Here is a 20,009-nt window from a genome sequence, read left to right as displayed (position 1 = left end):
TCATGTAATTGAGTCTGTATAACTTAACTCATCGCTTAGCTCTGGATGTCTGGACATCCGGCGCGCACACAGAATACAAACTTCATTGCGGGACAAAGGGATAAAAATCATGAGTAACGATTTCAAATTTTCGGTGAACAGCATCGCCTTCGACGAAAACTACCAACCTGCAGACAGCACTCGTGCTACCACCAACTTTGCCAATCTGGCCCGGGGAGAGAGTCGCCAGCAGAACCTGCGCAACGCCCTCACCATGATCAACAACCGGTTTAATGCCATGGCAAACTGGGACAATCCCAACGCCAATCGTTACTCTGTTGAGCTGGAAATTATCTCGGTTGATCTCGACATCAATACCGATGCCGAACGCTTTCCGACCATAGAGATCCTGAAAACCTACATTGTTGACCACAAGACCAAGCAGCGCATTGAAGGCATAGTGGGCAATAACTTTTCTTCTTATGTGCGTGATTATGATTTCAGCGTGTTGCTGCTGGAGCACAACAAGGGCAAGGCCGGCTTCAGCGTGCCGGAAAACTTTGGCGATCTGCACGGCAAGCTGTTCAAAAGCTTTGTGCAGTCTGACGCCTACAAACAGAACTTTGCCAAGCTGCCGGTGATCTGCCTGAGTGTGTCAGACAACAAGACCTATCATCAGACTGAAAACCAGCACCCCATTCTGGGCGTGGAATATCTGCCTAACGAGTCGTCACTCACCGAGCAGTATTTCAAGAAGATGGGCCTTAAGGTGCGCTACTTTATGCCGCCCGGCAGCGTGGCTCCGCTGGCCTTTTTCTTCTTTGGCGATTTGCTCAATGACTACACCAATCTGGAGCTGATCAGCACCATCAGTACCATGGAGTCATTCCAGAAAATCTACCGGCCGGAAATTTACAATGCCAATGCCAGCGCAGGTAAGTGCTATAAACCGGATCTGCAAAACGCCGATCACTCTGTCACTCACATTGTGTATGACAGAGAAGAACGCAGCCAGCTGGCCAAAAAACAGGGCAAATTTGCTGAAGACGTGTTTATCAAGCCTTATCAGGACATTCTGGAACAGTGGTCTGCCAACTACGCCTGATAATAAAACAAGGCCCTGATAAAAGGGCCTGATAATTAACGAGAACAGAAACGGAATTTATGATGACCCAGTTATTATTACCTACTTCTACCGCCGGCAGCCTGCCCAAACCGTCCTGGCTGGCCCAGCCCGAGACCCTCTGGTCACCCTGGAAGCTGGAAGGGCAGGAGCTGATCGACGGCAAGCAGGATGCGCTGCGGGTATCGCTGCAGGAGCAGCAAACCGCCGGCATCGACATTGTGAGCGACGGCGAGCAGACCCGTCAGCACTTTGTCACCACCTTTATTGAACACCTCGACGGGGTGGACTTTGAACAGCGCAGAACCGTTAAAATCCGTGATCGCTACGACGCCAGCGTGCCGTCTGTGGTGGGTGCGGTCAGCCGTCAGAAACCGGTGTTTGTGGAAGACGCCAAATTTCTGCGCCAGCAGACCGACAAACCCATTAAATGGGCGCTGCCCGGCCCCATGACCATGATCGATACCCTCTATGATGGTCACTATAAAAGCCGGGAAAAACTGGCCTGGGAATTTGCCAAAATTCTCAACCAGGAAGCCAGAGAGCTGGAAGCGGCGGGCGTGGACATTATTCAGTTTGACGAGCCGGCCTTTAACGTCTTCTTTGATGAAGTGAATGACTGGGGCATTGCCGCCCTGGAGCGTGCCATTGAAGGTTTGAAGTGTGAGACCGCCGTGCACATTTGTTACGGCTACGGTATTAAGGCCAACACCGACTGGAAAAAAACGCTGGGCTCCGAGTGGCGGCAATATGAAGAAGTGTTCCCGCGGCTGCAGCAGTCCAGTATCGACATAGTGTCACTGGAATGCCAGAACTCCCATGTGCCCATGGAGCTGATTGAACTTATTCGCGGCAAAAAGGTGATGGTAGGGGCCATTGATGTGGCCACCAATGCCATTGAAACGCCTGAGCAGGTGGCCGACACCCTGCGCAAGGCCCTGCAGTTTGTGGATGCCGACAAGCTTTACCCCAGCACCAACTGCGGCATGGCCCCCCTGGCCCGCGCGGTGGCCAGAGGCAAGCTCAATGCCCTGAGCGCCGGTGCCGCCATCGTGCGCAACGAGCTGCTGGGTTAAATCAACAGACACCACGCCCGGCGTGGTGTCTGATTCAGATGTGTTGCTCCCATACCGTCTGGATAACGAAAAAAAGAAAGGCGGTTGAGCAGCCAAATTTGAGCACACCAGCAATGGCAATAACAGGGCCTATCTGTCGCCATGGACGCTCCAGCACCACATCACCATACCCCAGCGTACTAATTGATACCCCGACAAAATAAAACCCGCCGGTCAGTGACGACACCAGCTTTGTCAGCCGCAGAAATACACTCCAGCCCACAACCTCCAGCAGATGCGCCATAAACAGTATGATAAAGCAGCACAGAATAATGGCCTTGCCTTTTTCGCTGGGAGCCAGACGGGAAATGAAAGCGGGAGTAGAGTGCAGCATGGCACCGGCAACATCAAAGATAAGCCAGGTGTGAATGTAAAACAGTGTCACTACCAGAAGAATGGCCAGCGAATAGATTTTGGCTGCCTGAAATACAGTGACATAACCGGCGGCTGGTTTCATCAGGGTAACGGCTCCCGGGAGGTTAATGTGCCAAGCATAAAGGCAAGATTCACCGAGGTAAGCAGAGCGCCGGCATAAGCGTCTTCACGGGCCAGACGAGCATCAAGCAGGGCGCTGTCTGCCACCGTTACTGTATCAATGGTACCCAGACCATGACGGTATGCTTCAAGGGCGGCATCATAGGTTGTGGCTGCTGCCGCGACCAGCGCACTGGCCGCATGATAAGACGCCAGTGCGGTGCGCAGTGCATGATGGGCCGCCACTATTTCGGTCACAGCGGCTGTCTGTATTCGTTGCAGCTCATATTCGGCAGTGCTGATCCTGGACTCAGCTTCTTTAACACGGGCATTGCGCAGTCCGCCATCATACAGCGGCACAGTAACGCCAAGCAGAATACTGCTGCCACGGCCCTGCTGGCCGATGCTGGGCAGACCGGAAACATCAAACTCTCCTTTGCCCCAGCTGAGGTTGCTGCCAAGGTATATTTTAGGCAGATATCCTGCCTGCACGGCTTCTGCTCCGGCCTTGCTGCCTTGCAATGCCGCATAGCTGGCGGCCACATCGGCACGTTGTGACAGCGCCTGCGGGATTAAGGTATCGAGCGGAGTATTCAGCGCCGCGGGCAGGGGGCGTTGGGCCGAGTGCTGAGCTGCTATGGTTAATTCTTCGGTGGTGCCCACTGCCGCCAGCAGATGCTGATAAGCGGTGCGTTCGTTACCGTTGGCCTGGATCTGGCGTAACTGTGCCTGCGCCAGCGCCTGATCCGCCTGCGCTGTTTCTATACTGGTTGCCAGCCCCTGAGCGGCGCGGGCGTTAACAGCAGCCTGTATTATCTCAGCATTGTGTACAGCCTGATCGGCAATATGCTGGCGCTGAATGGCTGCGCCGTAGTGATGATAGGCCTGTGACACCTTGAAAATTAAGGTCTGATGAGCACCGTTAAATAAATAGTTCGCCGCCAGAGCAAGCTGGCCGGCTTGTTCCTGTAATGCCTGGCGCTGGCCAAAATCAAATAACAGCCACTGCAGTGACAGTATACTGGCCGTGCCATCAAGATTATTTTCCACATCGCGGTTTCCCAGCCTGTCCGGCAGCGGTACGGTCAGGGTTTGTGAGCCGGCTACAACACTGGCAGTAATGAAAGGTAAATAGCTCGCTTCTACCATGCCGGCGGCAATGGCTGCCTGGCGGGCCTGCTGCCAGGCGCTGCGGGTAAGAGGATTAAGTTGCTGGGCCAGATCAATCAGGGCCGGCAAATCATAAGTGCGGTCAGGATCTGCCAGTGTGCCTGGAGTGAGTTGTGCCCGCTTGCTGTCGGCAGGAATCATAAACGTTTTTGTCCCTCCTGATGAATAGCGGGGCTGGTGCTCAGCAACCCAGGGCTGATCCGGCGAGGCAGAAGGGGCGTAACTGTCCTGGCTGACACAGCCGCACAGCATGCCGGCCGTAAGCAATAAAAGAAGACGTAAACCGGACACACCTTGTGTCATTCTATGGCTCCAGTTATTCGGTTAAGTGACTGCATCAAGGGAGACGCTAACAGACCGGGATCCGGGTGCGGCCTTGCCTCCGCTGGCGCTGCAAGCGGCGTTTCGGTTATTGTTGCTGCGCTCCATTCCAGTTGCTGCGCCAGTGGTTCCAGTGTTGGCTCCCGGCTCAGCCAGAGGGCCGCACACAGTGCTTCCAGCTCGGTGATGGCCTGCTTCAGGGCGGCTTCCCGCGGGGCCGTGGGGCGTAACCTGCGTGGTTCAAATGGCAGCAGTGCCAGTGCTTCTTCCGCTTTGCCGGTCAGGGCGGTCACGCTGGCCGCGCTGTCGATGGCATTGATACGGACCTGGGCAGGCATGCGTGCCATTCTGGCCAGCTCTGTCAGTGCGCTGGCCAGTAACTGACGGGCGTTCTTCTCCACTGTTGTCGGCCAGACAAAAGAGAAAATAAGATACACCACCAGGTTGCCGAGCAATATGCCCACCAGCCGGCCCTGTATGGTCTCCAGGCTCAGGCTGGGCCCAAATCCCTGTAACACCGTGAGTAAAAAGGCCAGTGCCACCTGCACGCCGGCATAGGCAATGCGCTCCGGGCCGGAAGCAATCCAGGCACTGAGCAGGCAGCCTGCAAACACCAGCACCATCAGAGAGCCAACATCGTCAATGTGCGGAATGATCAGAAAAATGGCAGTAATGCCCAGAACCGCACCGATCAGACAGCCCGTGATACGCAGCAATAATTTATGCAGGGTTTCACCTGTGGTGGTGAGGGCAGCGACATAGCAGGTGATCATGGCGGTATGAATGCCCTGCCAGTCAATGGTGGTATAAATCAGAAAGCAGAGCATGGCCGCCAGTGTGGTTTTGAGCGCAAAGCGCCAGTAGGCAGGATTACTGAACGCATCTGCCGCCATAAAGGGGGGTCTGGCAGTGGGTGCCACAGTTGCCTGCGGAACCACGCCGGCCAGCCTCTGCAGGGCCTGCCAGGCTTGCTGCTCGGCCGGCGTGAGATTGTCAGGCAGAGTGACAGGTGGCTGGCGGGTATCGTGGTCAAGGGCATGACGTGCCGCATGAATGGCGGCCGCCAGCGCAGTGCGCCCTTGTTGTGACCCGCCTGCGGGCAACGCTGATATGGCCAGCATCAGAGCAAAACCGGCACGCACGTCGGTGGCAATCTGCTGTGTGGCAGACAAGGGCACCAGCCGTAATACCCTTACGGCCAGCAATGGTGGCTGCAAGGCGGTGTTGCCCTGACGCAAATAGCCGCGCAGCCGGTTTTGATTACCGGTTTCCAGGGCTTCTGCGGCTGCGGCGAGGCGTAAACACAAGGCATGACGCAGCAGCGAAACAGGCGACATTCCCAGAACAAGATTAAAACCGATCATGAATAGCATCGGCATGGCTGCCATGGCCCAGGCTTCCCGCAATGCAAAGCTGGCTGCCTCGGCAAACGGGGCCTGAACGATCAGCGTCATTAAAAAGGCGATGATCAGCGCTGCCACATTGCCTTGTTCGCCCAGTTGGGTGGCAGCGCCAAGATAAACCAGCAACACGGAAGAGATAACGATCCCCGCCATTATGTGCATGGTGGAGCCGCTGGTCAGATTGATCAGCCAGGTCAGCAGTGCAATGAGGCCCGGCAGCAGCAACAGCAGGCCAATACCGGTAACAATGTTGGCCACCGCATCAGACTTCATCAGAAAAATAATCAGATAACAGCTGAGCGCCGCTTCAGGAATTTTAAACAGCATACTGGCACCGGCCACCAGCGCACAAAGCAGCGCAACACGCCAGCTCTGGCCCATGCGTCCGGGCACGGGCCGTAAATCTTCCCGTGACTGGCACCAGAGCGTATGCAAGGCACCACGAACACTACTCATGGGCGCTGTCATGGCAGCGGTCATCCTGACTGATTAACGCAACCGCCGACGCGCCGGCCCGCATCAAAGATGCCGGAGGTTGCTCGAGCCGGATCTTGACCGGAAAGCGTTGTACCATGCGTACCCAGTTGAGGGATTTGGGAACGTATGGAAAGTTGCGTGGCAAATTAATCAGCTCTTCAGAGATCACCCCCCAGCCGATACTGTCTACCCGTCCCATTACCGGGTTAGTGCTATCAGCCAGTACATAGACCCGGGCGCAGTCTCCCACGGCAATGTGTTTGAGCTCGGTTTCCGCAAAGGTAGCGGAGGCATACCAGTGTTCAGTGTCTATCAGGGTAAACAGCGACTGACCGGGCGCAATAATTTCTCCGGCCGACACCGTCAGCCCCACTACCAGGCCGGTATGGGGGGCGCGCACCTGAGTTTCTTCCAGCTCCAGTTCAGCCAGTGCCAGCGCAGCCCGGCGGGCCTGCACCAGGGCTTCGGCTTCATCCAGGGTAGCCACCATGGCTTCGGCCGCCGCTTGCTGGTGTATGGCCTGCTCCAGACTGATCTGGGCATCACGCCGCAGGGTACGGGCATCGTCCAGCTGCTGTGCCGTCACATACCCCTTGGGTGCCAGCGGCTTCAGCCGGTTAAGTGTTGCCTCGGCCAGCGCCAGGTTGGTTCGGGCGCGGGTTAACTGTTCGGCAGCAATGGCGGCATTGGACTGTTCGGCAGTAATGCTTCTGCGTTGGGTATCGCGAAGCGCTTCCGCCAGTTGCAGGTCGGCCCTGGCCTTATCAACGATAACGGCATAGGGTTTGGGATCTATTTCAAACAACAGATCGCCAGCGCTTACCCGCTGATTATCCTTGACGGCAATACGCACCACGCGTCCGGCGACCGTTGCTGCAATATTGACCGTATTGGCGGAGATAACGGCTTCATCAGACAAGGAGGTGGCAGTGGTATGGCGCATATAATACCAGCCAGCAATGGCGGCACCGACAAGCACGATCACGGCAATAATGATACCGGTGGGGCTGTATCGGCGTCTGTAGGCAGAATTTACCATGCCTTATACTCCCCACATGGCCGAAGCCAGAATAAAGGCAATTAAAAAACCAAATGCCGTATAGACAGCGGTGCGTAAAGGCAGCCCTTCGTCAATGCCCCATCTGATCAACACCACTCTTAATAATACGGCACCCACAATGCCGGCAAAGGCGCAGACAAGCCAGAACGGAAAGTAGGCATCATAAAAGGCAATAGAAGGGCTCATGAATACCCCTAGCTGTTGTTATTCAGAAGCAGTTGAGTGCCATCAAGGTGCTGTCCGGTAAATTGACTCAGTGGCACTACCAGGGCACGGGTATGGTTTTGCAGCTGAGTAAGGTCAAAAGTGACATAGTTCAGGCTTTCATACAGGCGCACGCTCAGACGACGCTGTTTAAGATCAGACAGTGTGGTCCAGGTTGAATACTCAGAGGTATACATGATATTGCCGGTGACGCCCGGTGCCACTTTATCCTGCAGCGCATCGCTGGCGCGGCTGTCGATACTGATCCCCCGGGGGCGGTCGAAATTGTTCATGATATGCGCCAGAGTGGTAATGGCGTCATCCGGATTTTTCGCTTTTTCTGCAAACTGGGAATAGTAAACAGCACGAACAAAGCGGCCTACAGAGGTGTTTGAGGCCGGCAGCCCTGCGGTAGCAATGCCCGAGTCGGGTTGAGTCAGTGTGACCTTGCCGAGTGATAATTCCGACTGATCAATATTACTTAAAAAAGTGTAATTATTGAGGTTGGTTAAATGCCAATTAAATTCCGGCCCGTTGGTCATCACTCCCAGGGGATTATCGTAAATTTGCTGTTTGCCATTCGAGAACTCAATCACAATGGAGTTGCCATCGGCGTCATGCACTGCATAGTGAAATGGGGTTTTCAGCAGCCCCAGGGGTAATAAGGCCGTTACCAGCACCGGCTGTTGCGCCAGTGCGGTTTTTACCTCATCAACCCTGGTGAATTGTGACAATACCCAGCTGCCCAGATCAATGGCTGACAGCATGGCCTGAGTTTTTTCCGACATGTCGGCGGGGCCCTGGGTACTGGCAAACGCCAGCACACTGAAGCTCAGCCCCTGATCATTTATGCCTTCAACGACCTTCAGATCCTTGGTAACGGGATCGGGCATGGTGATCGACAAAAAGGAATGTTTGGCGTGGTAATTGAGCGCGTCATGTTTATTTGCCTTGGATGAAAAGTCGGTGTCCTGCGGGAAAAAAGCCATGCGATAATCCAGCTGCACCGGCAGCTCCATGGTTCTGCCGGCATAAGGAGCACCATGAACATCTTTATATAGCAAAGAGGTACAGGCATGACCGGCTGCAGGCAGCATAAACGCAGCAGAAAGCGTTGCCGATAATAGCGATTTCTTGAAGGCAGGTAAGACGCGCATAATACATTCCTTATATAAAGTAGTGGCATAACCCTTGCCCATTCCTGAGCATTTATAACTGCAATGACTAACGTAACATAACACAGCAGTAACACGAATATATGACTGCTGATAATTCTTGCTGCCGGTAACACACAAATTTTGGAAAACACGGATGGCACGAGCACGGTATGCCTGACTGGATACAACGTTATTCACGGTGAACTGAAGATCTGCGGAGCCTTGTCGTTATATGAGATTTTATGCACTAAAAGTCAGGAAAACGAATGAGACTCTCTACAATATGGGACCGTGCGAAAAAGGCAGTGTTGCTTATTACCGTGCTGATGGGGGCAGCAGCCATTCTGCCTGGTGCCTGGAATGCCTTTAATATACTGGTGTTGGATGATACGGCCCGCATGATCGAGTATCGGCTGAAATCGCTTTCTCCTGGCCAGTATTCAGCGGCCATTCAGGAAGCTCTTTCAGAAGAGGACGTGGAGCTGGCGCTGTCTTTGGTCACGCTTGCGAAACAGCGAGATGTTGCGCTACCGCCGGAATTATTGGAAGAGCTGGAGCGGCAACAAGGGTTCTGGCAAACCTCAGCCCGGGTTAGCAAGGATGTGTGGGCCGGGGTTAGTACGGGTGAAGCCAACAGCATGGCTGGCCTCAGTGCGGCCATGGTCAGTGATATGGCGGTGATCGGAGATGTCAGAGATCTGGTAAACCAGGCGAAGCTCTGGCCTGAGCACGATCCGGTGATTCTGGCACTGGCCGGCACCGGAACCGTGCTAACGGCTGCGACCGTGACCACCATGGGAGGAACTGCCGCAGCCAGAGGCGGGGTGTCGCTTATCAAGGTGGCCAGAAAAACAGGAAAACTGAGCAAGGGGCTTGCCAGTCAAATTTCTAAAATCAGCAAGGGTGTTATCAACAGCAAGGCATTACGGTCATTTTCCAACCAGGCAAAAAGTATGAATATGTCTCAACTGACCAGTGGTCGTTACTGGGATGAGCTGAGCGAAGCATCTCGGAAAATCATTTCCCGCAAGAAATCCGCCGAGCTGGTGGATGCCGGCGGCAGCATTAAAAACATTGGCTCCAACACAAGTCTTAAAGGGGCGATGGATGCCTTGGACAAGGCAGGCTCGGTTAAGGAGCTGCGTCGTTTAGAAAAGGTATCCAGCACGCTCGGTGATGGCTTTCGCGGTGCCCTGAAGGTACTTCCGGACATTGGAAAAAGCGTTTACCGGCTTTTTTCGCTGCTGTTCTCCTTATTGTCATCCTTGATGATGGCCGTTATCTGGCTGATATATTCACTCTGGGTGACGATGAAGGGGTTGGATGGGATCAGCCTGCCGTTCAGACGTTTTACCTTGCCCGACCGGTAACTGTTTCGTCCCACAGCAGTGACAGGATCTTTTTGATAAAAACAGGCGACGCATTAGGTCGCCTGAATACTGCACTCTTGCTCTTCATCAGGCTGGTTTCAGCATTCCCCCTTGGGCATACTGTTTGGCCACATCTTATTTTCATCGGCTTGCCTGCTTTTTAGCCATCGCGAGCCTGTTTTGTATTCAAGGATCTCCATGGCCATTAAAAAAACCGCACTTTACTCTTCTCTCTGGGCCAGCTGCGATCAGCTGCGCGGCGGCATGGATGCCTCCCAGTACAAGGACTATGTGCTCACCTTGTTGTTCATGAAATACGTGTCCGATAAAGCCAAAGACAACCCTTATTCCATGATTGAAGTGCCGCCGGGTGCCAGCTTTGACGACATGGTGGCCCTGAAGGGCGACAAGGAAATCGGCGACAAGATCAACAAAATCATCAGCGCCCTGGCACAAGAGAACGATCTCAAGGGCGTGATTGATGTGGCCGACTTCAACGACGAAGACAAGCTCGGCAAGGGCAAGGACATGATTGACCGGCTGTCCAAGCTCATCGGCATTTTTGAAGGCATTGATCTCTCGGCCAACCGGGCGGAAGGCGACGATCTGCTCGGGGATGCCTACGAATACCTGATGCGCCACTTCGCCACCGAGTCCGGCAAGAGCAAAGGCCAGTTTTATACCCCGTCGGAGGTATCGCGCATTCTGGCCAAGGTGGTGGGCATTAATAAGAACACCTCCCAGGAAGCCACCGTTTACGACCCCACCTGCGGCTCTGGTTCTTTGTTGCTGAAGGCCAGCGACGAAGCCCCCAGGGGTTTGTCTATCTATGGTCAGGAAATGGACAACGCCACCAGCGCCCTGGCCCGCATGAACATGATCCTGCACGACAACGCCACCGCCAAGATCTGGAAGGGCAACACCCTGAGTGCGCCCCAGTGGAAGGACGACAACGGCGAGCTTAAAACCTTTGACTTTGCCGTGGCCAACCCGCCGTTCTCCAACAAAAACTGGACCAGCGGCCTGAACCCGGCAGATGATGAATTTGGCCGCTTTGAATGGGGCACGCCACCGGAGAAAAACGGCGACTACGCCTTTTTGCTGCATATTCTCAAAAGCCTTAACAGCAACGGCAAGGGCGCGGTGATTTTGCCTCACGGCGTGCTGTTTCGCGGCAACGCCGAGGCCCGCATTCGGGAAAACCTGATCAAACAGGGCTACATCAAGGGCATTATCGGCCTGCCCGCCAACCTGTTTTATGGCACCGGCATTCCCGCCTGCATTATCGTGCTCGACAAAGCCCACGCCCGCAGCCGGGCAGGCGAGGCCGGGCAGGGCATTTTTATGGTGGATGCCAGCAAGGGCTTTATAAAGGACGGCAACAAGAACCGGCTGCGCAGCCAGGACATTCATAAAATTGTGGATGTGTTCACCAAGGGCATAGAGCTGCCGCGCTTCAGCCGCAAGGTGCCTTTAAGTGAAATTGTGGCCAACGACTATAACCTGAACATTCCCCGCTACATTGACGCAAGCGATCCGGAAGACTTGCACGACTTGTCTGCCCACCTGCAAGGGGGCATTCCCAACCGGGATATCGATGCCCTTGCCGACTACTGGCGAGTATTCCCCAGCCTGCGTGCCACCCTGTTCGCACCGGCGCGAGAAGGCTACAGCCGGGCACTGGTGAGTGCCGCCGAGGTGAAAAGCACCATTCTGGCCCACGACGAATTCAAGGCATTTGCCGAGCGCAGCCTGGAGCCCTTTACCCAATGGGCCGAAGACGCCAAGCTTGATGAAATCGCCAAAGGCGACAGCCCCAAAGAGCTGATTTTTGAACTGTCGGAAGACCTGCTCAGCCGCTACGCCAACCTGCCGCTGCTCAGCAAATACGATGTCTACCAGTTGCTGATGGACTATTGGGCCGAGGAAATGCAGGACGATGTGTATGTGCTGGTGCAGGACGGCTGGCCCGCGGGCAAGGTGCTGCGCAAACTGGTGGCCGCCAGGGGCGAAAAGCTGAAGGAAACCCCGGATCTCGTCATCAACAAGGTGAAGTACAAGGCCGAGCTGATCCCGCCCGCCCTGATCACCGCCCGTTACTTTAAGGATGAGCAGCAGCAACTTGATGCGCTGCAAGCGGAGCTCGACAGCGCCACGCAAGCGCTGGAAAGCTTTATTGAGGAAAACAGCAGTGACGACGGCCTGCTCAGTGACGCCCTGAACGACAAGGACAAGATCACCAAGGCCAGCGTGACCGCCCGCCAGAAGCAGGCCACCGATGCGGAAGAAAAAACCGCCCTCAAACAGGCCAAAAAGCTGTTCGACGCCGAGGCTAGCGCCAAAAAGGCACTGAAAGACGCTCAGGATGCGCTCGACCAAGCGGTATTCAAGCAATACGCCAAGCTGGATGAGAACGCCATTAAAACCCTGATGGTGCAGGATAAATGGCTGGCTCATCTGCAAGGTGCCATAACCAGCGAAGTGGAGCGGGTCACTCAGCAACTGGCCAACCGGGTCAAGCAACTGGAAGAGCGCTACAGCCAGCCATTGCCTGCGCTGACCCAGACCGTGGAGAATTTAAGCGAGAAAGTCGCCGGCCACCTCAAGGCCATGGGGCTAGCGCTATGAGTACACCGCGTCACAATACGCTAGCCAGTTTGGTGGAGTCCATTGCGCTTATCATAGAGCAAGCGCGCGGACAAGTGCGCCAAGCCGTGAATAGCGCCATGGTTAACAGCTACTGGCATATCGGGCAAATGATTGTTGAGCACGAACAGCAAGGTGCTGCTCGTGCTCAATACGGCAAGCAGCAATTACAGCAGTTATCGGCAGAGCTCACCGAGCGATTGGGTAAAGGCTTTGATGTCACCAACTTGCGTAATATGCGCGCCTTTTATCAGGCGTTTCCAATTCGGGAGACGGTGTCTCTCGAATTGAGCTGGTCGCATTACAACGCCTTATCGCGTATTGAAAATGAGTCGGCACGCCGGTGGTATCAACAAGAAGCTCAGAAGCAAGCCTGGAGCGTGCGCGCTTTGGAGCGACAAATCAGCAAGCTCTACTACGAGCGCTTACTGGCCAGCCAAGACAAGACGCTGGTTGAAAACGAAGCCGCTCAGCACACCCAGCCGTTAGCGGAGTCGGTAAAAGAGTATTTGCGCGATCCCTACATTTTAGACTTTCTTAATCTGCAAGATAAAAGCTACCAGGAAAGCGAGCTGGAGCAGGCCATTATCAGCAATTTACAGCAGTTTTTGCTGGAGCTGGGCAAAGGGTTTGCCTTTGTGGAGCGCCAGCAGCGCATTCGTTTTGATGACGAAGACTTCTATATCGACTTGGTGTTTTACAACTTCAAGCTCAAGTGCTTTCTGCTGGTGGATCTGAAACTGGGCAAACTCCGGCATCAGGACATTGGCCAGATGGACACCTATGTGCGCCTGTATGACGAGCAGTGCAAGGGCGACGATGATAACCCTACCATTGGTCTGGTGCTGTGCAGTGAAAAGAGCGAAGCCGTGGTGAAATATTCCGTGCTGGCAGATAAAAAGCAGCTGTTTGCCGCCAAATATCTGCCCTATTTGCCCAGTGAAGAAGAGCTGAAGCGGGAGCTGGAGCGTGAGCGGGCCAGGGCCATGGCGCAACTGTCGCAATCAGGTGAGCAGGAAGACGGCAATGAATAATCAGGTGGCGCAAGTGAGCAAAAAAGAATGGGCAGCAGCGGAGCCAATGGTGCCCGTAGGCTATAAGCAGACCGAAGTAGGGGTGATTCCGGAGGATTGGGAACTGTCTGATATTAAACATATCTCAGCACTCCCCATGCAAAATGGTCTTTTTTATGAGCCAAGAAGAAAGGGAACAGGTGTCCCTTTAATCAATGTTGGCGATATGTATGCTGCTGCTCCAATTGATGTTGATACATTAGAGCTTTTCGATGCCACAGAAAATGAAATAAAAGTGTTTAGAGTTAAGTTAGGGGACTTGTTCTTTACACGATCTTCAGTGGTCCCTAGTGGGATTGCTTACTGTAACATTTTTAACTCTGAAAGTGATGATGTGGTTTTTGATAGTCACCTAATTCGAGTAAGGCCGAACACGGAAATTATAGACTCGAAATATCTTTACCTTAACTGTATCTCAAAACATGCGAGAGCAGCTTTAATTTCTGAAGCAAAAACGGCTACCATGACAACTATTGATCAGGGAGCTATTAATCGCTGTCCAGTTCTCGTTCCACCAAGAAAAGAACAAACCGCCATCGCCAATGCGCTGTCCGATGTTGATGCGCTGATCGGCAGCCTGGAAGCCCTGATCGTCAAAAAACAGGCTATTAAGACCGCCACCATGCAGCAACTGCTTACCGGTCGCACCCGCCTGCCGCAGTTCGCCACTCACCCCGATGGCAGACCCAAAGGCTATAAAACCAGCGAGCTGGGGGAGATACCAGAGGATTGGAAGGTTGTGCCTTTTGGTAGCCTTTTTGAGTCCAAATCAACACAACGGAAAAAGCTTGCAGAGGATGAAGAAGTATCATTCGTTGGCATGCAGGATGTCAGTGAGTCAGCAAGACTGCTTCAAACTCAGCAGTTAGCATACACAAGGATAAAAAGTGGACTGACTTACTTTGAACGAGGCGACGTGCTTGTCGCTAAGATAACCCCGTGTTTTGAAAACGGCAAAGGCTGTCATACCGAGATACTAAAAACTGAAGTAGGTTTTGGTAGTACAGAGTTTCATGTTCTAAAAGCCAATCAAGATGCAGATTCCTGGTTTATTTACTTCTGGACAATTCAAGCTGACTTCAGAATGAAGCTTGAGTCTGAAATGGTTGGTAGTGCTGGCCATCGTAGAGTTCCTTTGTCAGCTATCACGGCATTTAACATTCCAAGTCCGAGCTGCCGAGAAGAACAAACCGCCATTGCCACCATCCTCTCCGATATGGACGAAGAAATTCAGGCGCTTGAAACACGGCTAGCCAAAACCCGCGATCTCAAGCAGGGCATGATGCAGCAACTGCTCACCGGTAAAATCCGGCTGGTAAAGCCATTAGCGGGAGATGAGCACCATGCCGGTTGAGGTAACCCTGGAGCAGTTGCGTTCATTGCTGAAAGAGCTATGTGGACTCCCAGCGGAAACCGAGTGGGTGGAGTTCAAACACAATGCAGATGTGGAAAAGATTGGTGAGTATATTTCAGCGCTTGCCAACTCTGCCGCCCTGCTGGGTAAACAAACCGCGTATCTGGTTTATGGCGTGGATGATGACACTCATGAGGTTGTAGGCACCAGTTTCAAACCTTCCCAGCAGAAACATAAACAGCAAGAGCTGGAAAACTGGCTGTTACAGAAGCTGTCGCCGAAAATCCACTTTCGTTTTCATGAGTTTCTGGCAGGAGCGGAAGATGACAAGCCGGTAGTGATCCTGGAAATTCAGCCCGCCGCCCATCATCCGGTGCAGTTCGATGGCGTGGAATACATCCGCAGTGGCTCTTACAAGAAGAAGCTGAAAGACTTTCCGGAGAAAGAGCGTGAGCTGTGGCGGGTGTTCGACAAGACTCCGTTCGAGCAGCAACTGGCGGCAAATAACATTCCGGCAGATAAAGTGCTGCAATTATTGGAATATCCGGCCTATTTCGATCTGACCGGCCTGCCATTGCCGGATAACCGGGCCGGCATTCTGGACGCACTGAAAGCGGATCGGCTGATTGAGCAAGCCGTGGGCGGCCACTGGCACATCACCAACCTGGGCGCGATTTTGTTTGCCCGCAAACTGCAGAGCTTTCAGCACCTGGGGCGCAAAGCGGTACGGCTGATTTTGTACAAGGGGAACAGCCGTATTGAAACCATCAGGGAAATCGAAGGCAACAAAGGCTACGCCGTTGGTTTTGAGGGGCTGATCGATTATCTCAAAACCTTGCTCCCTTCCAACGAAGAGATTGGCAAGGCCTTTCGCAAAGAAGTGCCCATGTATCCCGAGCTGGCCATCCGTGAGCTGGTGGCGAATGCCATCATTCATCAGGATTTTTCCATTACCGGCACAGGACCCATGATTGAAGTGTTTGCTACCCGCATGGAAATCACCAACCCCGGCGTGCCGTTGGTGGCAACAGAACGTTTTCTGGACTCTCCTCCGCGCAGTCGCAATGAAGCCCTCGCATCCTTCTTGCGGCGCGTGAATATCTGCGAGGAAAGGGGCACAGGCATTGATAAGGTGGTATTTCAGACCGAGTTATATCAGCTGCCTGCACCAGTGTTTGAAGTTACGGATCAACACACCCGAAGCATATTGTTCAGCTACAAAACCTTTGCAGATATGGACAAGGAAGAGCGTATTCGCGCTTGCTACCTGCACTGCTGTTTGCGCCATGTAAACCGTGAGCATATGAATAATGCTTCTCTGCGTGAACGCTTTGGTATCGAGCAGAAGAATCAGGCTCAGGTAAGCCGAGTGATAAAAGATACTGTGCTCGCTGGATTAATCAGTGTCTACGACCCAAACGCAGGAACGAAAGCCATGCGCTATGTACCTTGTTGGGCGTAATTTGCTTGACTGTTGCTTGACTGAATGGCGTTAAAACTCACAAGATTATCTATAAGCTTATGATTTTAAAGTTAAATTTTGCTTGATGGTTGCTTGATTGGCAGAAACGCCGTGGGATTGATAAGAGGTAAGGATGAGTACCGTAGGGCAGCGTGATATAGAAAACTGGCAGCCGGTGGAGGCTGCTACATGAACCTGGCGGTTAACTTTGATAAGCGCGAGCTTGCTGAGGGTGTGGCTACCAGTGTGGTGAAAGTAGCCGAGGTGCTGGCAAACAGCCAGCTTTCTATCCCAATTTATCAGCGGCCCTACAAGTGGCAGGTTCACCATGTAGAGCAGTTGCTTGAGGATATTGCCCGCCATAAAGACAAAACCGCCTATCGGCTGGGTACTTTGGTGCTGCACCAGCATATGGAAGGGGATAAGGAAAAGCACGATATTGTTGATGGCCAGCAGCGCACCATTACTCTGCTGCTGATTGTTAAGGCAATACTGGCGGAAAAGGAAAAACTGGGTTTGTGCAAAAGTGAGCCACTCCGGCAGCAACTTGCCGGTTTGCAGCTGCAAATGTTTAAACCCGAGTTCGCCAGTGACGCTTCCCAGCAAAATATTCGGCGAAACTATCAGGCAATTCGTCGCCGGGTCATGCGGGCTGACTTCAACGAAGAGCAAATCGATTTTCTGCTTAACCGCTGCGAGCTGGTCAAGGTCACGCTCAGCGAGCTGTCGGAAGCCTTTCAATTCTTTGACGCACAAAACGCCCGGGGGCGGGATCTGGCACCTCATGATCTGCTGAAAGCCTATCACCTGCGGGAGTTCAGCCAGGATGACGAACCGCTCAAGGCCAGCACCGTGTACGGCTGGGAAAACAGTAACACCGAAGAGCTGGCCAGCCTGTTTGGCAAATACCTTTATCGCATTCGCAGTTGGGTAAAAGGGGAGTCGGCCCGCTATTTTGGCAAGGATGATGTGGCGCTGTTCAAAGGGGTCAACCTCGACAACAGCGCCTACTATCCCTGTATGGCGGCGATCCGCATTGCTCATCATACGGTGGATGACTACAACGCGCATTTCACCCGGCGTATTGATGCCCACTCCATGCCATTTCCCTTCCAGCTTGATCAGGTAATGATCAATGGTCGACGTTTTTTTGAAATGATCGGCCATTATCAGGCGTTGATTAAAGGCGGCATCCGGCACAAGGGAACAGCTAAACCTGTTGGACCACTTGCCGACCTGGATGGTTTCGCTCCCGAAATTCTCACTGTCCTTAACAGTTATGATGGTCGTCATCGCCGTGGGGATGGCTATGTGCGGCTGATGTTCGACTGCCTGCTGATGTATTACTACGACAAGTTCGGTGCCACCGACCTGGGCCGGGCGATAGAGAAAATCTTTATCTGGGCCTATAGCCTGCGCCTTAACATGCAAACGGTGAAGCTGGCCAGCATGGATAACCATGTGTTGAAGTACAACCTGTTCCGAGAGTTGCGCGACGCCACTCATCCGCAGCGTTTTCTGCAATATTCGTTGCCCGTGGTGGAAAAGGTCAATTCCTCCAAAACCTCTGATGTGGACACCTTGTTCAGGAAGATGGGCTATCTGACAGGAGACAGGAAGTGAGCCAAAACCAGAATATGATAGCGCCCTTGTCTGTACGGGAGCTGCTTGAGGGTAAGGTGCATTACTTGATCCCCATGTACCAGCGCAATTACGCCTGGGAAGAAGGCGAGATCACCCAGCTTATTGAAGACGTGCTCGATGTTCAGCCAAAAAATCAGCGGTACTATATTGGCACTCTGGTGGTCTTTCGGCGAGCACCACGGCAACACCGACCGGTGTTTGAGGTAATAGACGGGCAGCAGCGGCTGACCACATTGTCTTTATTGATGACCTATTTGCGTAATTTACCCGCCACACAAGCCTTGATACATGACTGGTATCGCCAGCCAAGCATCGAATTTGAATGCCGGGAGCATTCACGTCAGACCTTTATGGGCTTGTTTAATGGTCGGTTACAGGGTAATCCTCCCACGGTTATCGAAGTAAATGAGGTCAATGTTGCCATCGAAAACGGCTATCGCATCATTCACAAAGTGCTGGAGCAAAAATGCCGTGAGCGCGATGTGACCTTAACCGACTTTATCCATTATCTGCTCGACAAGGTGCAGATACTGAGAGTTGAAGTCCCCAAGGATACGGATCTCAACTACTACTTCGAGGTTATGAACAACCGGGGAGAGCAGCTTGAGAAACACGAAGTGCTCAAGGCTCGCTTGCTGGATGTACTTTCAAATATTGAGAATGCAGACGACAAGGCCCGCAGTGAACGTACTCTGCACATGGTGTGGGAAGCCTGTGCCAATATGGAAAAGTATGTACAGTCCGGTTTTAACACGGATGAACGAACCAGGCTGTTTGGACCCGACTGGAATGAACTGACGGTCGGCAGCTTTGACGCTCTGAGCCTTGCTCTTGAACAGGAAGAAACGGTAGCCAATTCCAATATACTGGATATTGAGGCCATCCTGAGCCAGCCCGATGGCAAACCCAAGCAGGACCGGGGAGAAGAGTCACCCGAGCGTTTTCATTCGGTGATTAATTTCCCCAATTTTTTGCTGCATGTGCTGCGTGCCATGCTGGCTGAAGATGTGCCGCTGGATGACAAGCGCCTGCTGGAGTCCTTCGATACTTTCCTGTTGTATGCCGACGGGGAAAACGACAACAAGGCGGAGCGGGTGAAGCAGTTCATTTTTGCCTTGCTGCGCGGCAAGTACCTGTTTGATCGGTTTGTCATCAAACGCGAGTTCATTGGCGAGAAGGACGGCTGGAGCCTGAAGCAATACCATAAAAATAACAGTGGCAATGCTTACTACCTGAACACCTTTAACGATGAGCATAACCGGCAGGCACTCATGCTGCTGACTGCCTTTCATGTTTCCACTCCGACCCTGGTATATAAACACTGGCTTAATGCCGCACTGCACTGGTTGCTGCATGGCCCCTTGCCGGTGCAGGCCGAAGCCTACCTGACACAGCTTGAGTCGGTAGCCAAGGCGTTTGTATTTGACCGTTTTCTGGCAGAGAGCGGACTTGGGTATTACGCCATCATCTATCAGCACCAGGGTGACTGTCAGGCAACTAAAGAGGCTATGGACACAGGAACCATGACGCGGCGGCTCAGCTATGGCGAGATTGAAAACAATCTGGTGTTCAACTATCTCGATTATTTACTGTGGAAGAAGCACAAAAGCAGTGACTCACGCATTAACGAGTTTGAGTTTACTTTCCGCAGCTCGGTGGAGCACTACTACCCGCAGCATCCGCTGCCGGGTTTTGATACTTGGGACAAAGACGATCTCGACTCTTTTGGCAATCTTTGTCTGATCAGTCACAGCAAGAATTCGCGGTTAAGCAACCTGATGCCCGAGGCCAAGCAGAGCTATTACAAGCACAATAAGATCGACAGCATCAAACAGCACCTGATGATGCAGGGTGAGTGGAGCACCCCCCGATGTGATGCGCATCAGCAGGAGATGCTGGGCGTATTACAGGACTCATTAAGCTGACAAGCGCATGGCGATGTGCACATCAATAACAAAAAACTTGGCGGCACTGAAC

Annotated in this window: 15 protein-coding genes; 9 read left to right on the top strand and 6 right to left on the bottom strand. The window is 53.1% G+C overall.

Features of this window, described 5'->3' with window-relative positions:
- Positions 1-109: 109 nt before the first annotated feature.
- The gene (locus tag G364_RS0103480; protein WP_019933762.1) at positions 110-1,084 is read left to right on the top strand and encodes a DUF1852 domain-containing protein; all 975 of its coding nucleotides are present in this window, start codon (positions 110-112) and stop codon (positions 1,082-1,084) included.
- A gap of 59 nt (positions 1,085-1,143) precedes the next feature.
- Entirely contained in the window at positions 1,144-2,178 is a 1,035-nt protein-coding gene (locus tag G364_RS0103475) for a methionine synthase (protein WP_245541366.1), read from the top strand.
- Between the two features lie 34 nt (positions 2,179-2,212).
- On the opposite strand, the gene G364_RS0103470 is transcribed toward G364_RS0103475, so the two are convergent.
- From G364_RS0103470 to G364_RS0103445, 6 genes are all read right to left on the bottom strand, one after another.
- Complete coding sequence (locus G364_RS0103470) at positions 2,213-2,674, bottom strand: ion channel (protein ID WP_019933760.1); 462 nt, start codon at positions 2,672-2,674, stop codon at positions 2,213-2,215.
- Positions 2,674-4,002, bottom strand: a complete 1,329-nt coding sequence (locus tag G364_RS0103465; RefSeq protein ID WP_019933759.1) for a TolC family protein — start codon at positions 4,000-4,002, stop codon at positions 2,674-2,676. The genes G364_RS0103470 and G364_RS0103465 overlap by 1 nt, the downstream gene beginning before the upstream one ends.
- Positions 4,003-4,160: 158 nt before the next feature.
- A complete protein-coding gene (locus G364_RS16270; protein ID WP_169336643.1) occupies positions 4,161-6,041 on the bottom strand; it encodes an FUSC family protein in 1,881 nt (626 codons plus the stop codon).
- On the bottom strand, positions 6,034-7,101 hold the full coding sequence (gene mdtN / locus G364_RS0103455) for a multidrug transporter subunit MdtN (RefSeq protein WP_019933757.1): 1,068 nt from the start codon (positions 7,099-7,101) through the stop codon (positions 6,034-6,036). The genes G364_RS16270 and mdtN overlap by 8 nt, the downstream gene beginning before the upstream one ends.
- Positions 7,102-7,104: 3 nt before the next feature.
- Positions 7,105-7,308: a YtcA family lipoprotein gene (locus G364_RS0103450; RefSeq protein ID WP_019933756.1), complete on the bottom strand. Its 204-nt coding sequence runs from the start codon at positions 7,306-7,308 to the stop codon at positions 7,105-7,107.
- 8 nt (positions 7,309-7,316) lie between these two features.
- Positions 7,317-8,483, bottom strand: a complete 1,167-nt coding sequence (locus G364_RS0103445) for a linear amide C-N hydrolase (RefSeq protein ID WP_211212422.1) — start codon at positions 8,481-8,483, stop codon at positions 7,317-7,319.
- 266 nt (positions 8,484-8,749) lie between these two features.
- On the opposite strand from G364_RS0103445, the gene G364_RS0103440 reads away from it, so the two are divergent.
- From G364_RS0103440 to G364_RS0103410, 7 genes are all read left to right on the top strand, one after another.
- Positions 8,750-9,853 (top strand): hypothetical protein, encoded by a 1,104-nt coding sequence (locus G364_RS0103440; RefSeq protein ID WP_026344660.1) that lies wholly within the window; start codon positions 8,750-8,752, stop codon positions 9,851-9,853.
- 198 nt (positions 9,854-10,051) lie between these two features.
- Positions 10,052-12,481, top strand: a complete 2,430-nt coding sequence (locus G364_RS0103435) for a type I restriction-modification system subunit M (protein WP_019933753.1) — start codon at positions 10,052-10,054, stop codon at positions 12,479-12,481.
- Positions 12,478-13,533 (top strand): PDDEXK nuclease domain-containing protein, encoded by a 1,056-nt coding sequence (locus G364_RS0103430; RefSeq protein WP_019933752.1) that lies wholly within the window; start codon positions 12,478-12,480, stop codon positions 13,531-13,533. The genes G364_RS0103435 and G364_RS0103430 overlap by 4 nt, the downstream gene beginning before the upstream one ends.
- On the top strand, positions 13,526-14,926 hold the full coding sequence (locus tag G364_RS16265; RefSeq protein WP_019933751.1) for a restriction endonuclease subunit S: 1,401 nt from the start codon (positions 13,526-13,528) through the stop codon (positions 14,924-14,926). Before G364_RS0103430 ends, G364_RS16265 begins: the two co-directional genes overlap by 8 nt.
- Positions 14,916-16,388, top strand: a complete 1,473-nt coding sequence (locus G364_RS0103420) for an ATP-binding protein (protein ID WP_019933750.1) — start codon at positions 14,916-14,918, stop codon at positions 16,386-16,388. Before G364_RS16265 ends, G364_RS0103420 begins: the two co-directional genes overlap by 11 nt.
- A gap of 189 nt (positions 16,389-16,577) precedes the next feature.
- Positions 16,578-18,011 carry a DUF262 domain-containing protein gene (locus G364_RS0103415; RefSeq protein ID WP_019933749.1) on the top strand — a complete coding sequence of 478 codons (1,434 nt, stop codon included), beginning with the start codon at positions 16,578-16,580 and terminating at the stop codon, positions 18,009-18,011.
- Entirely contained in the window at positions 18,008-19,957 is a 1,950-nt protein-coding gene (locus tag G364_RS0103410) for a GmrSD restriction endonuclease domain-containing protein (RefSeq protein ID WP_019933748.1), read from the top strand. The genes G364_RS0103415 and G364_RS0103410 overlap by 4 nt, the downstream gene beginning before the upstream one ends.
- Positions 19,958-20,009 lie beyond the last annotated feature (52 nt).

This window comes from Oceanimonas smirnovii ATCC BAA-899, from assembly GCF_000381965.1.
Classification (GTDB): domain Bacteria; phylum Pseudomonadota; class Gammaproteobacteria; order Enterobacterales; family Aeromonadaceae; genus Oceanimonas; species Oceanimonas smirnovii.
The sequence above is the reverse complement of the archived record's forward strand: the minus strand, read 5'-3'. Positions and strand labels throughout refer to the sequence as shown.